Source organism: Aliarcobacter thereius LMG 24486 (assembly GCF_004214815.1).
GTDB lineage: Bacteria > Campylobacterota > Campylobacteria > Campylobacterales > Arcobacteraceae > Aliarcobacter > Aliarcobacter thereius.
The window spans coordinates 538204-553366 of the sequence record NZ_CP035926.1 but is presented as its reverse complement, the minus strand read 5'-3'; the positions used below and the strand labels follow the sequence as shown (position 1 = coordinate 553366).

Below are 15163 nucleotides of genomic sequence, written 5' to 3'. Positions count from 1 at the left end.
ATAATAGCTTTTTTACATTATATTCTTAATTACATAATGCTTGGTTTAAACTATTTTAACTCTTGCCAAGATTTTCCTATATTTACACTAACTTTCAAAGGTACATTTAATATAAAAATATTCTCCATAATATCTTTTATCTCTTTTGTAAATTCATCAATTTTTTCATCTTTAACTTCAAAAATAAGTTCATCATGGATTTGTAAAAGCATTTTTATATCTTCATTTTCTTTATATTTTTGATCTATTTTTATCATAGATAGTTTTATTAAATCAGCTGCACTTCCTTGAAACTGTGTATTTACAGCTTCTCTTAAATATGCAGCTTTTAGCATAGGACTTGCCCCTTGAAAATCAAAAAATCTTTTTCTATTTAATAAAGTTTTCACAAATCCTTCTTGTGTAGCTCTTTCTTCAATAGATTTTAAATAATCCTTTACACTTTTAAATGCTTCAAAATATGAATCAATATAAGCTTTTGCTTCTTTTGAACTAATATGTAAAGTATCTCCTAGCTTTTTTGCTCCCATCCCATATAAAAGACCAAAGTTAATAGATTTTGCAACTGCCCTTTTATTTTTTGCTTCGACTTCACCAAAAATCTTAACAGCAGTTTGATAGTGAATATCTAAATTATTTCTAAAAGCTTCAACTAAAGCTTCATCTTGCGAAAAATGAGCCAACAATCTTAACTCTATTTGAGAATAATCAACTCCTACAAGCTTATATCCATCTTTTGCAATAAATGTTTTTCTAATATCAATATCATTTGCACTAAAAGTTGGAATATTTTGAAGATTTGGTGATTTTGAACTTAATCTTCCTGTTGTTGTACCTGTTTGTAAAAATGATGTGAAAATTCTATTTTGTTCATCTTTTAATCCTAATTCTAAAAGAGGTTCTATATAAGTTGAATGTAGTTTATCAGCTTCTCTAAAATCCAATAAAAGTGGAACAACTAAATGTAAATCAAATAGAGAATTTAAAACACTTTCATCTGTGCTATATCCTGTTTTTGTCTTTTTTGAAGGAGGAAGATTTAATTTCTCAAATAAAACTTCTCCAACTTGCTTTGGAGATCTTATATTAAACTCAAATCCAACACTTTGGAATATTTTTTCTTTTAGTTCATTTAAAAATATTTGACTCTTTTCTTTGTAATCTTGTAAAAGATTTACATCAACTTTTATTCCTCTTTGCTCCATTACTGCTAATACATAAATAAAATTAAATTCCAACTCAAATGCTATATTTAAAAGTTCTTCTTCGCCTTTCTCTTTAAAAATTTCTAATTGTTTGTTAAACAACTTTAAAGTCATTAAAGCATCTTCAGCTGCATATTGTGTAGCTTTTTCAAGTTCAACACTTGAAAAGTTCTCACCTTTTTTTACCATTTGATTAAAACTTAGCATATCAATATTAAAATATTTTTTTATCTGAAAATCAATTCCTACTTTGCTAGAAGTATCCAGAATCCAAGATAAAATCATAGTATCAGCATAAAGTTTTAAATCAATATCAAAGTTATTTTTTATAATTTGCCAATCATATTTAAAATTTTGAAGCACAAGTTTATATCTATTTAAAATCTCAATAGTTTTTTTAGCAACTTCAAGTGGAATCTGATTTTCAACTCCCAAATAATTATGAGCAATTGGAACATAATAAGCTCTATTCTCTTCATATGCAAATGAAAAACCAACTATTTTTGCCTTTGTTGTATCTATATCTGTTGTTTCTGTATCAAATGCAACAATACTATCTCTTGGTATTTTATTTATAGCTAAACTTAAACTTGCTTCATCATTTAATAATATATATTCAGCTTTCTTGCTTTCATTATTTTGTTCTTTTGGTATCTCTGTTTTATAACTTAATCCATTTTTATTTACTCTATCCAAAACTCTATGCATATCATAAGACTCTAAACTACTTGCAATTTTTAGAATTGGATTTTCTATTGGTAATATAAACTCTTCAAGATTATCAATAAAATGACAATCTGTTTTTAAAGTAACAAGCTCTTTTGATAAAAAAGCATTCTCTTTTGATTCAAGAAGTAACTTTTGTGTTCTTGGTTTTTCTACCTCTTCTATATTATTATATATGTTTTCAATATTTTTAAATTGATTTATTAAAGTTTCTGCTGTTTTTGCTCCAACTCCTTTTACTCCAGGAACATTATCAGCTGCATCTCCAACTAATGCTTGATAGTCAATAAAGTTTTCTGCTTTAACTCCATATTTCTCAAAACATCTTGCTTCATCTATTATTTGTCTTTTACTTGGATCAAATAGATAAACTCCATCTTTATCACTAATTAATTGATATAAATCTTTATCATGAGATACAACTCTTACTTCTAAACCTTTTAAAACAGCATCTTTTGCAATACTTGCAACCATATCATCAGCTTCATATCCAGTTTTTATAGCTATTTTAAATCCCATATCCTCAATAAATGATATTGCTATTGGAAGTTGAGCCAATAAATCTTCTGGAACATCTGGTCTTTGAGCTTTGTAAGCATCATAAATCTCTTTTCTAAAAGTATCACCTTTTGAATCAAGTGCAAAAACAATATAATCTGTTTTAAAATCTTTTCCAATACCTGCAATAAAGTTCATAAATCCTGTAAGTAATCCTGTGGGAAATCCACTTGAAGATCGTAATGGTGGAAGTGCATAATAGCTTCTAAATAAAAATCCAAATGTATCAATAATTGTAATAGTTTTTTTCATTGTAAGTCTTTCAATATGAGTTTATAGTTTTTATATTATAATAATATCTTTGAATAAAGGATAAAAAAGATGATAATAATTCCAGCAAGATTAAATTCAAGTCGTTTTCCAAATAAGATTTTATCAGATATTATGGGACTTCCAATGCTTATAAGAACTGCAAAACAAGTTAGCTCTTTAGATAAAGTAGTAATTGCAACAGATACAAAAGAGGTTTTTGATTTAGTAAAAGAGCATGGCTTTGAAGCAGTTATGACAAGTATTGAACATAATAGTGGAACAGATAGAATAAATGAAGCAGTAAATAATCTAAATTTAAATGATGATGAGATAATTATCAATGTTCAAGCAGATGAACCTTTTATTGAAGTTGATGTTATAAAAGCTGTTATAAAAAGAGTAAATGAAGTTAAAAATTGTGAAGATACTTTAATCACTTCTTGTTATAAAAAAATATCAAGTGAAGATGCAAATGATCCAAACTTAGTAAAAGTAGTTTTAAACAATAAGAATGAAGCTATCTACTTTTCAAGAGCAAAAGTTCCATTTCATAGAGAAAAAGATAAAGAAGAGAACTATTTTGGTCATTTAGGAATTTATGGTTTTACAAAAAAGTCTTTAAATAAATTTTGTAGTTTAAGCTCTTCAAAACTTGAAGATAGTGAAAAACTCGAGCAATTAAGAGCTATTGACAATGGATTTAAGATAGCTATGGTTGAAGTATCTTCAAAATCTTTTGGTATTGATACAAAAAATGATTTAGAAAAAGCTTTAAAGATTTTTAAAGCTTAAAGATTTGAGAAGATAAGTTTTTTTAAAATATCTTTTAAAAAAACTCTCTCTTTCTCATCTAATATTGAATATACATCTTCAAGCCTTTTAGCAGTAGTTTCAACACAGGATAAAACTACCTCTTCTCCATCTTTAGTAAGAGAAACTAAAACTTTTCTTTTATCTTTTTGACAACTTATTCTTTTTATTAATTTTCTCTCTTCTAGTTTTTTTAAAACTTTTGTCATTCCACCACTTGAAAATATTATTGCACTATAAAGTTCAGTAGGACTTAAAGTATGATCTTCACTATTAAAATACAAAGCAGCTAAAACATCAACTTCAGAATTTAATAAATCATAGTTTTCTTTATAATGTGATTCACCATTATAATAAGTCTGTTTAGTCAACAACAACATTGGTAAAAATAAAGAATAAATCTTACGACTATTCTCTTCTTCAACTCTTTTATAAAAATCTTCAATATATTTTCTATTCATTCCAAAATTATAGCAGAAAAAAATAAAAGTATCTTTCTAGCAAGATAGAATTAAGTAAAAGATTGATAAAATCTGCATTTATTTTTAAAAGGAGTAAATTTGAAAAAAATATATTTTGTTTTCTTGTTACCACTTTTTTTATATAGTCAAAACTTAGAAGAGCTAATTAATTTATCAGTAGAAAATAGATTAGTTGAATCTACAAAACAAAGAGTAGATGCTTTAAAAGAAGATTATAAAGGTACAAAAAGTGGATATTTACCACAGTTCAATGTTGGAGCCAAATATTATATAAATGATAATGAACATAGTTCTTTAGGTATTTCAAAAAAAGGATTCAACGCTTATGGTAGTGTTGATTTTATAGTTTATGATGGTGGAAAAAGAGGAGATACTTTTGATATTTATGAATCATCTATAAAAAGCCAAGAACAATCTTTGGAAGCTTTAAAAAACAACATATCTTTAAATGTTGTAAACTATTATTATAATTATTTATCTTTAGATGCAAGAAAAGATGCGAAGCAGAGAGAAATTGAGCAATTAACAGCTCAAAAAAATAGAATTGAAAAGTTTTATGAAGCTGGAACTGCAACTGAAGATGAATTTCAAAAAATTGTATCAAGACTTGAAATGGCAAATGTAGAGTTACAAGAAGTTGAGCTAAACCTTGTAACAATTTTACATAATTTAGAATATATAACTGGTTCAATTGTTACTATTTCTTCTGGTTCAACTGTAAAAGCACTTGAAGAAGATATAGAAACAAACGATAGATTTGATATTCAAGCTTTGCTTTATGATTCAGAAGCTAAATCTTACTCTACTAAAGCAGAGAAAAGTGGATATCTTCCAACAATATCATTAAATCATACAATGAATTATGATGATAAAGATTATAGAGATGATAATATGAGAAATGGTCCATATCATCAAAATATATCTAGTGCAAACTTGAATTGGAATATATTCTCTTTTGGAGAAACAAAATTTAAAAGTGAAGCAAAACATAAAGAGTATTTAGCAAGTAAATTAAACTATGATTATGAGAAAAATAGAGCAGATGTTGATTTAAAACTATCTCTAAAAGCCTATGATATCGCACTTGCTAAAATAAAATCAAGTGAAGCTTCTGTTATTGCAGCTCAAACTGCATATGAAGTTATTAAATCAAAATTTGAGAATGGTTTGATTGATAATGTTGCATATTTACAAAGTTTAACAGAAAAATATGATGCAATAAGCCAACATAAACAGTCACTAAATGATTTAGAAATAAAAAAAGCAACTATTATTTATAATAGTGGTGAAAAAATCAAGGAGTATATAAGATGATAAAAAAATCAATAATTTCACTATTTATAGGAAGTTTAGCTTTCTCAAGCCTTATGGCAAATGAAGCTCCAGCTCTTCCTGTTGAAATTTTTAAAGTAGAAAAAAAAGATTTCACAACTGTAAAAACATATCCAACAATTTTAAAAGCTGTTGAGCAAGTTGATATAATTGCAAGAGTTTCAGGAACACTAAAAGAGAAACACTTTACAGAAGGTTCATTTGTAAAAAAAGGAACTTTACTTTATAAAATTGAGCCTGATACTTATCTTGCAAATTTAAATATGAAAAAAGCTAATTTTATAAAAGCAGAAAAAGATTTTGAAAGAGCAAAATCACTAATAGAGTCAAAATCAATTAGTCCACAACAATTTGATGATTACACTTTTCAATTTGAGAGTTCTAAAGCAGCTTTTGAAGAAGCAAGAATACAATTCAACTATACATCTGTGAAAGCTCCTATTGATGGAATTGTAGGAATTAAGCAACAAGACATTGGAGATTTAGTAGGAACAACTCCTAATAATTCTCTTCTTGTTACAATTACAAACAATAACCCAATTCACGCAGAGTTTTCTCTTCCAAAAAATGATATGAGTAACTTTTTAAAACAGATTAAAGATAATAAAGCAAAAGTTTCTGTTTTAAGTGATGATAAAAAATATTCTGGAAAAATAGATTTTGTATCTCCAACAATTGATTCAAATACTGATACTCTTTTATTAAGAGCAAAAATAGATAATAAAAATGGAGAACTTTTAGTTGGAAACTTCTCACAAATTGAGATCTCTAATCTTGATTTAGGTGATGTTTTTGTTATTCCTGAAAAAGCTGTTTTAAAAACTGCTCAAGCAACAGTTGTAATGATTGCAGATGAAAACAATATCGCTAATCCAAGACCAATTATTGTTGGGAACCTTGTAAAAGAAGGAGTGATAGTTAAAGGTGGTTTAAAAGGTGGAGAGAAGATAATTATCTCTAATATTGCCAAACTAAGACCAAATACAAAAGTACAAATAGTAAATAAAGAGAAATAAATATGATTTCAGCATTTTTTATACGAAACCCAGTTTTTGCTGGTGTTTTAAGTATTGTTATATTTTTGGTTGGACTTGTTTCAATGTTCAGCCTTCCAATAGAACAATATCCTAGAGTTTTACCTCCTCAAATAGTTGTATCGACATCTTATCCAGGAGCAAGTGCAAATACAATTGCAAAAACAGTTGCTGCTCCACTTGAAGAGAAAATAAATGGTGCAAAAAATATGCTTTATATGAATTCACTTTCAGAAGATAGTGGAAGATTAAGTATAAATGTATTTTTTGAAACTGGAACAGATCCTGATCAAGCAAAAATTGATGTAAACAATAGAGTTCAAGCTGCTTTATCTTCAATGCCTGAACAAGTTCAAAGATTAGGTGTTGTTGTTTATGAGAGTTCTCCTAGTATTCTTCTTTTTGCAATGCTTCAATCTCCAAATGACACTTATGATTCAATATATTTATCAAACTATGCAGTTTTAAATATTATTGAAACATTAAAAAGGGTAAATGGAGTTGGAGATGCTATTGTTTTTGGAGCAAAAGATTACTCTATTAGAATTTGGTTAGATCCTGAGAAGTTAACTAAATTTAATTTAACTACAACAGATGTAATTTCAGTTGTAAAAGAGCAAAATAACCAATATGCTGCTGGTAAAATTGCAGCTGAACCAATTGCAAATAAACAAATGTATACATATACAATACAGACTCCTGAAAGATTTAATGATCCATCACAGTTTTCAAATATTATAATTAGATCAAATCCTGATGGAAGTAGTTTAAAATTAAAAGATATTGCAACTATTGAATTAGGAAGTGCTGATTATAGTATGCAAACTAAACTAAATGGTGCTGCATCTGTTCCTATGGGAGTTTTTCTTCAAAGTGAAGCTAATGCACTTGAAACTGCTGATGCTATAAAAGCAGCTTTAGAAGAAGCTAGTAAAAGTTTTCCTGATGATTTAAAATATTCAATTCCTTATGATAGTACAGATTTTATTACTGCATCAATTAGTGAAGTTATTAAAACTTTTATTGAAGCACTAATTTTAGTTATCTTAATTATATATTTATTTTTACAAAACTGGAGAGCAACTGTTATTCCTTTAATTGCTGTTCCAATATCTATTGTTGGTGCATTTGCAGGAATGTATATGTTAGGATTTAGTATAAATCTTCTTACACTTTTTGGTCTTGTTCTTGCTATTGGTATTGTTGTTGATGATGCTATTATTGTTATTGAAAATATTGAACGACATATGGATATGGGAAAAACCCCTAAAGAAGCTGCATTTATAGCAATGAGAGAAGTAACAGGGGCTTTAATTGCTATTATTTTAGTTCTTGGAGCTGTGTTTATTCCTGTTGCATTTATGGGTGGATTAAGTGGAGAGATGTATAGACAGTTTGCAGTTACTATTGTTATGTCCGTTACTATTTCTGGTTTTGTTGCATTAACATTAACTCCATCACTTTGTGTAAGAATATTAAAAAATAAAAAACATGAACCAAATGCATTTTTTAGATGGTTTAATAATATGTTTGAGAAAGCAACTGAAGGTTATTCTTTATTAGTTAAAAAAACAATTAGATTTTCATTAATCTCATTACTTTTATTTGGTGGATTAATCTTTATATCTTGGGATATGTTTAAAAATATGAAAACTGGTTTAGTTCCAGATGAAGATCAAGGAACAATCTTTATATTTGGATTCAACCCTCCTGGTTCATCTTTATCAAGAACAATTGGTCTTAGTGAAGAGATTAGTGCAATAGTTTCAAAAGATCCAAATGTTGAAAATGTTATTACTCTTGCTGGTTATGACTTTACAACAAGTGCACAAAGAACACATACAGTTGCAACTATTATTAAATTAAAAGATTGGAGCCAAAGACCAAATAGTGAACAACATGCTATGACTCTATTAGAGAAGTTTAGTGGACAATTGATGGGAACTAGTGAAGGTTTCTCTTTCGCTGTTGTACCTCCTGCTATTATGGGTATGAGTGTTACTGGTGGATTTGATATGTATGTTCAAGATAGAACAGGTGGAAGTATTGAAGATTTACAAGGTGTAGTAAATGAAATTATTGCCAAAGCAAATCAAAGACCTGAATTAATGGGTGTAAGAACTTCTTTATCTTCAAATATTCCTCAATATGATATGAAAATAGATATTGAGAAAGCAAAAGCAAAAGGTGTACAATTAAATGATATTTATAGTACAGTAAATGCGACTTATGGAAGTTACTATATAAATGATTTCTCTTTATATGGAAGAACTTATAGAGTAAACATGCAAGCTATTGATAAATTTAGAGATAATGCAGAAGATATCCAATATATATATGTAAGATCTGCAACAACAGGAGAACTATTTCCTTTAAACGCATTTGTAACTCTTACTCAAACAGTTGGTGCTGATATTGTTGAAAGATTTAACCTTTTCCAAGCAGCAAAAATATCAGGTCAACCAAAACCTGGATATAGTTCAGGAGATGCATTAAATGCTATTGAAGAGGTTGCAAATGAGATTTTACCTCAAGGTTATACAATTTCTTGGGTTGGAACTGCTTATCAAGAGAAACAAATTGGTGGAAGTTCTGCTAAAGCATTTATTTTTGGACTAATATTTTTATTCCTTATTCTAGCTGCATTGTACGAGAAATGGTTACTTCCATTATCTGTTGTATTAGCAGTTCCTTTTGCTGTATTTGGAGCAATTTTAGCAACAAATTTAAGAGGACTTGATAATAATATTTATTTCCAAATTGGACTTTTAGTTCTTGCTGGATTAGCTGCAAAAAATGCTATTTTAATTGTTGAGTTTGCTCTACAAAAACGAAGAGAAGGTTATAATTTAGTAGATTCAGCATTAGAAGCTGCAAAAGTTAGATTAAGACCAATTATTATGACTTCTTTAGCATTTACTATTGGAGTACTTCCACTTGCACTTGGAAGTGGAGCAGGAGCTGCGAGTAAACATGCTATTGGTACAGGAGTTGTTGGTGGAATGCTAACAGCAACTTTCTTAGCTATTTTATTTATTCCACTTTTCTATATATTAATCTCAAGATTAAGTAGAGAAAAAGAAGGTCCTATTGACCAAGATTTAAGAAAAGAAGAAGAAGAGAATAATAAAGAGTACTAAAAAGTACTCTTTTCTCTTTACTTATGGAAATTATTATAGATAGTTTTATTTCAAATTTCAAAAATGCTCTAGCTTTAGTAAGTTATTTTGAATTTATAGCAGTAATTTTATCTATAATATATTTACTTCTTGCAATTAAACAAAATGCTTGGGGATTTTTAGCTGCATTTATAAGCACACTTATTTATTCAATTATATTTTTTGATGCAACACTTTTTATGTCTTCACTCTTAAATGCTTACTATTTACTTATGGCAATTTATGGTTTTTATTCTTGGAAAAAAGGATTTAAAAATAGTGAAGAGTTAAAAGTCTCTTCTTTAAAAGTTAAAACACATTTTATATTGATTCTATCTCTTACTATTTTATCTATTATTATTGGCTATATTATGGACAACTATACAAATGCATCTTTTGCTTATTTAGATAGTTTTATAACAATTTTTGCTCTTTGTACAACATATTTATTAGCAAAGAAAATTTTAGAAAATTGGATATATTGGATAGTTATTGATAGCTCTTCAATATATTTATATTATCAAAAAGATCTATTTTTCACATCTTTTTTATTTTTAATTTATACTATTTTAGCTACTTTTGCATACTTTTCATGGAGAAAAAATAGTTTATGAATTTAAGCCAAACTATAAATTCACTTGATATTTTTAGGAATAAGAACTTTAGTCTAAATCTTTTAAAATCTCAAGGCTTAAATAATATCTCTTATTTACTAAAAATGGATAAGAAATCATATGTTATAAGAGTTTTTAAAAATCTTGATAGTGTAAATATTAGTAGAACTTTTGAGTTTAAGGTTCAAAGTAAAGCATATAAAAAACATATAGCTCCAAAAACTATTTTTATAAATAAAAACTTTATGATTTATGAATTTGTAAATGGAGCTCATAAATCTACTTTAAATAAGAAAGATATTAAAAGATTAGCTCTTGCAGTTAAAAAAATTCATCAAATTAAATTAAAAAGTAAAAAATATGACTTTTTAAAAGATTTCAATAGTTATAAAGATATTTTAAAAGATGAAGATAGTAAAGAAATATTATTAAAATTAGAGAAAAATATTCTAAAAGTAAAAGAGTTTAAAGAAGATTTAGCTTTAGTTCATCATGATTTAAATATAAAAAATATTCTTTTTAATCATAAAAAGATTAAAATAATAGATTGGGAATATGCTGGAACAAATGATATTTTTTTTGATATTGCAACTATTTGTATAGAGTTTAATTTAAGTAAAAAAGATGAAAAAATATTTTTAAAGAAATATTTTAAAACTATTCCAATATATACAAAGAAGAAATTAAAAATCTATAAAAATATTTATAAAAACATCTGTCTATTATGGTTTAAAAAAAATAGCTCTTCTTTATAAAAAGAAATCTTTACTAGAACTTTTGAGTTTTTTAAATATTTCTTCAAAATCTGCTGGATAAACTCTTGTTCCACCAAGTGTTGATATAAAATTTGTATCTCCTATCCATCTTGGAAGAAGATGATAATGAACATGTTCTTCAATCCCAGCACCAGCTGCTTTTCCTAAATTCATACCAATATTTACACCTTCACAAGGCATAATAGTTTTTAAAAGCTTAACACCTTGTTTTACTCTTTTTGAAACTCTTTGCCAAACTTCATCTTCAAGATCTTCTATATTTGCTGTATGAAAATTTGGAACAACCATAATATGACCTGGAGAATAAGGATATTTATTCATAACAACAAAACAAAGCTCATCTGAAAATAGAACTTCATATTTTTCATCATTTTTGTTTCTTAATATATGACAAAAAACACATGTATCTATCTTCTCATCTTTTACATATGTATATCTCCAAGGTGCATATAGATGTTCCATATTTAAGCTTTTATATAAAGTTTGGTGCATCGTTTGCAAAAAGTATTAAATCTCCACTTTTTGTACTACTTGCCAAAATATCTTGCATTTTTGATTTGTCTTTTAAAACAAAAACTTTATCTTTATTAATATTTTTTTCTAATATTTCAAGATTTAATTCACCTGTGATTATCACAAAATCAAAAACTTCATCAATCTTCTTTGCTATTTTTATATTTGATTCATCATTTGATTCTACAAGTCCAGGAGTTATAACAACTCTTCTTCCCTTATGATTCTTAGATATATTAAAAGCTTCCATCATACCTTCGTAATTCCCATTAAATGAATCATCAATAATTAATTTTCCACCAGCTTCTATTTTTTGTAATCTATGTTCAACTTGTGGTAAAGTTTTTAAAGTTTTTCTAATCTCTTCAAGACTTAAACCAAATTCTAAAGCAAGTAAAATAACAGCAGATAAATTTATAGCATTAAAACTTCCAAGTATTGGTGCAAAAAAATCTTCTTCTTTTTTATTAATTAAAAAAGAAAAATGTAAACCATCTAAATCACTTTTTAATATTTTAAGTTCTTTTGGAAAAACTTCAATAAAATTTCTATCTTCTAAATCTGTACTTTTATGAACAAAAGCTTTTTTTACTCTTTTTGATAGAAGTAACTCTTTTTTAGTATTTTTTATATTTTCTAAACTTTTAAAATACTCGATATGCTGTTCACCAACACTTCCTATTATTACATATTGTGGATCTAAAAAGTTTGCAATAGTTTTTATATCACCTTTTACTCTAGCTCCTGCTTCTGCTATATAAATATCTGTATTTTTAGGTAAATCTTTATTTACATCTAAAACTAAACCAGCTATTGTATTTACACTTCTTGGAGTTTTATATGTATTAAAACTATTTTTTAAGATATGATATAAAAAGTTTTTTATAGATGTTTTTCCAAAAGAGGCTGTAATAGCAACTATCTTTAAATCTTTTATACTATCAAGTTTTTTTCTAGCATCTTTTTTATATTTAAAAAACAGTAGCTTTTCTGTAATATTTGAAACTATCAAAGTAATAATCAAAGATGCAAAAGAATAATATTTGTTATCTGTAAAATATGTAAAAATAAGCAAAAAAGTTATTATTATAAAAAATCTATTTACTCTTTTTGTATAAACCAAAGTTTTATCTAACTTTTTATTCCATAAAAAAAGTGCAAAAACATAAACTATTAAGGCTATTGAGAAATATTTTTCTTCAAGATTTATCCACAAAACAAGTGGCAAAACAAAGTATAAAATATGCCATGATCTTTTATGATGATTTAAAATAACTCTTTTTAATTTATAGTTATACCATTGCAGATTTAAAATTACATACCAAGATAATGCAAGTATTGTTAAAAAATTTATAGTAAAATTAAAATAGTTCATCTTCAATTATTCCAGCAATTTGTTTTGAATGTTTTAGGAAAAAATAGTGATCTCCACTTAATTTATATAAAATAGAACTATCAATTATCTCTGATATTTTTTCTCCACTTTTCATTGATGTTGCTTTATCTTCCATCCCCCAAAAAATCAATGTTTTGTTTTTTATTTTTTCAAACTCTTGAGTAAAATCTTCATCTACAACATTTTTAAAAGTTTTATACATATTTTCACTCATTTTTGATACATCTTTACTTCTAAAAATCTTTGAAACAAATCCTAAACCTAAGCTATTTAAAGTTTTTGCTAGAAAAATCTTAAATCTAACTTTACAAGGTTTTTTTTCTAAAATACCTGCACTACTAAATAAAATTAGATTTTGTGGATTTATCAAAGTTGCAACTTTTCCACCAAAAGAGTGCCCAGCAACTGCGTATAAATCTGAATTCAGCTCTTTTAAAAACTCTTTTATTATATTTGAATAATCAAATGTTGTAAGTTCATAAATATTTTCACTTTTACCAAAACCTGGCATATCTATATATATATGTCTATAATCTTTTAAAAACTTATCAAAGCCTTGTTTCATAATCTCTTTGTTTGAACCCCAACCATGCAAAAAAACTATATCTCTTTTTGCTTCACTATTTTTTATATCATAAATAATATCAAATATTTTTCCATCTACATTTATACTTTTTAGTGCCAACTATTTTCCTTTTGCAACTTGTATTTTATTTACATAATCATAATTTATTGGAATAAATTTCTTTTTTGGTAAATTCTTTACTATTTTTTCAAAAGTTGTTTGAAAATCTTCAAAAAGATAATTTGCCATAGAACCAGGAATTGAATTAATTTCATTTAAATAAACTTCATTATCTACTACAAAAAAATCACATCTTATTAATGAACCTTCAAAAAGTGTATTATAAAGATTTTTAAAACTATTTTTTATCTCTTTATTTAGCTTCTCTCCTAAATCTACCTCTTGTGCTTTTGAAGTTCTTGAAAAATCTAAATACTTTTTATCAAAATCTAAAAAATCAGCTTTTTGTGGTTCTTCAATGATAGAAAATACAAACTCTCCAGCTATTTTTGTACCAGCTAAATTGTACTCTTTAACTCCACTTATAAATGGTTCAACAATAATAGCATCATCAAATTCAAAAGCAACATCAAGTGCATAAGATAACTCTTCTTTTGTTTTAACAATTGCAACCCCAATTGAGCTTCCCAATTTTACTGGTTTTATAATTGCTGGGAATTCATTAATTTCTATTTTGTCATTTTTAGTAAAATATTTATATGGAAGAGTTTTTACCTCTACACTTTGTGCATAACCTTTTGTTATAAATTTATTTGAACTAACAACACAAGCTTCAGTTCTAGGACCAACAAATGAAATATTATAAAAATCAAACATTGAAGCTAAAATACCATCTTCTCCATCTCCACCATGAGAAAGGTTTAAAACAACATCAAAATCGATATTTTGCTCTTTTTTGAATAATCCTGTTATTTTATAAAATCCATCTTTTTTAAAATAAACTCTATCAAACTTACTATATTCTCCACTTGAAAATAGTTTTGAATTTATTTTTGAACTTGGTATTTCATAAAGTTCTCTATTTTTATCAATAAATATATATATTAACTCATTTTTCAAAACATCTTTCATAGCAATTGAACTAACTATTGAAATCTCATGCTCAAAACTTATTCCACCAAAAACAACTGCTACTTTCATACTATTATCCTTATTTTATTTATCTATTTTTGTAATTTTTTTAAAGCTTCTCTTACAAGCTCACTAGTACTCGTACTTGTACAAGTTTTTAATATTTTTGAAACTATCTCTTTTTTGAAACCTAAACTTTCAAGAGCTAAAGAAGCTTCTAGATTTATATTAGAAACTTCATTATCATTTTCTACATCTATTATAAACCCACTAAGTTCAACAAGTATTCTACTAGCTCCTTTTGGTCCAATGCCAGGAACTCTTTTTAACATATCAACATCATTTGAGCTTATAATTTGTGCAAAAGAACTTGGTGTAAATGTTGAACAAATAGCAAGTCCAACTTTTGGTCCAATTCCATTTATTTTTATTACAGTTTCAAATAGCTTTTTTTCATTACTATCAATAAAACCATATAAATTATGAGCATCTTCTCTTATAATTTCACTTATTTCAAAACTTACTTCATCTTTTGTTATTTTTGAACTACAATTTAAAGATACAAAAACTTCATATACAACTCCGTTTACATTTAAATGTACAACTGTTGGCTCTTTTTTTATAATTTTTCCTATTAGTCCTACTATCAA

Annotated in this window: 13 protein-coding genes; 6 read left to right on the top strand and 7 right to left on the bottom strand. The window is 26.5% G+C overall.

Features of this window, described 5'->3' with window-relative positions; translation table 11 throughout:
• Positions 1-50: 50 nt before the first annotated feature.
• The gene (gene polA, locus ATH_RS02885) at positions 51-2741 is read right to left on the bottom strand and encodes a DNA polymerase I (RefSeq protein WP_066184805.1); all 2691 of its coding nucleotides are present in this window, start codon (positions 2739-2741) and stop codon (positions 51-53) included.
• Between the two features lie 69 nt (positions 2742-2810).
• Between polA and kdsB the strand changes: the two genes are divergently transcribed.
• Positions 2811-3533: a 3-deoxy-manno-octulosonate cytidylyltransferase gene (gene kdsB / locus ATH_RS02880; RefSeq protein ID WP_066184804.1), complete on the top strand. Its 723-nt coding sequence runs from the start codon at positions 2811-2813 to the stop codon at positions 3531-3533.
• Here kdsB and ATH_RS02875 read toward each other — a convergent pair.
• Positions 3530-4012 carry a MarR family winged helix-turn-helix transcriptional regulator gene (locus ATH_RS02875; RefSeq protein ID WP_066184803.1) on the bottom strand — a complete coding sequence of 161 codons (483 nt, stop codon included), beginning with the start codon at positions 4010-4012 and terminating at the stop codon, positions 3530-3532. The genes kdsB and ATH_RS02875 overlap by 4 nt on opposite strands.
• A gap of 99 nt (positions 4013-4111) precedes the next feature.
• Here ATH_RS02875 and ATH_RS02870 point away from each other — a divergent pair, with 99 nt between their 5' ends.
• Genes ATH_RS02870 through ATH_RS02850 form a run of 5 tightly spaced genes read left to right on the top strand, consistent with a single transcriptional unit; the run spans position 4112 to position 10926 of the window.
• Positions 4112-5347 (top strand): TolC family protein, encoded by a 1236-nt coding sequence (locus ATH_RS02870; protein WP_066184802.1) that lies wholly within the window; start codon positions 4112-4114, stop codon positions 5345-5347.
• Positions 5344-6381, top strand: coding sequence for an efflux RND transporter periplasmic adaptor subunit (locus ATH_RS02865; RefSeq protein ID WP_066184801.1), 1038 nt, complete (start codon positions 5344-5346; stop codon positions 6379-6381). Before ATH_RS02870 ends, ATH_RS02865 begins: the two co-directional genes overlap by 4 nt.
• A gap of 2 nt (positions 6382-6383) precedes the next feature.
• Positions 6384-9539: an efflux RND transporter permease subunit gene (locus ATH_RS02860; RefSeq protein ID WP_066186782.1), complete on the top strand. Its 3156-nt coding sequence runs from the start codon at positions 6384-6386 to the stop codon at positions 9537-9539.
• 23 nt (positions 9540-9562) lie between these two features.
• On the top strand, positions 9563-10171 hold the full coding sequence (gene pnuC / locus ATH_RS02855; protein ID WP_066186780.1) for a nicotinamide riboside transporter PnuC: 609 nt from the start codon (positions 9563-9565) through the stop codon (positions 10169-10171).
• The gene (locus tag ATH_RS02850) at positions 10168-10926 is read left to right on the top strand and encodes a choline kinase family protein (RefSeq protein ID WP_066186777.1); all 759 of its coding nucleotides are present in this window, start codon (positions 10168-10170) and stop codon (positions 10924-10926) included. Before pnuC ends, ATH_RS02850 begins: the two co-directional genes overlap by 4 nt.
• On the opposite strand, the gene ATH_RS02845 is transcribed toward ATH_RS02850, so the two are convergent.
• The 5 genes from ATH_RS02845 to ruvA are packed head-to-tail and all read right to left on the bottom strand — an operon-like array spanning position 10921 to position 15163.
• Positions 10921-11409, bottom strand: coding sequence for an HIT family protein (locus tag ATH_RS02845; RefSeq protein WP_066186821.1), 489 nt, complete (start codon positions 11407-11409; stop codon positions 10921-10923). The two genes, ATH_RS02850 and ATH_RS02845, sit on opposite strands and share 6 nt — an antisense overlap.
• Before the next feature lie 10 nt (positions 11410-11419).
• A complete protein-coding gene (locus ATH_RS02840) occupies positions 11420-12835 on the bottom strand; it encodes a Mur ligase family protein (RefSeq protein ID WP_066186769.1) in 1416 nt (471 codons plus the stop codon).
• Positions 12822-13541, bottom strand: coding sequence for an alpha/beta fold hydrolase (locus tag ATH_RS02835; RefSeq protein ID WP_066184796.1), 720 nt, complete (start codon positions 13539-13541; stop codon positions 12822-12824). The genes ATH_RS02840 and ATH_RS02835 overlap by 14 nt, the downstream gene beginning before the upstream one ends.
• On the bottom strand, positions 13542-14582 hold the full coding sequence (locus ATH_RS02830) for a D-alanine--D-alanine ligase (protein WP_066186766.1): 1041 nt from the start codon (positions 14580-14582) through the stop codon (positions 13542-13544). It lies immediately after the preceding gene.
• 23 nt (positions 14583-14605) lie between these two features.
• Positions 14606-15163 (bottom strand): Holliday junction branch migration protein RuvA, encoded by a 558-nt coding sequence (ruvA, locus tag ATH_RS02825; protein WP_066184794.1) that lies wholly within the window; start codon positions 15161-15163, stop codon positions 14606-14608.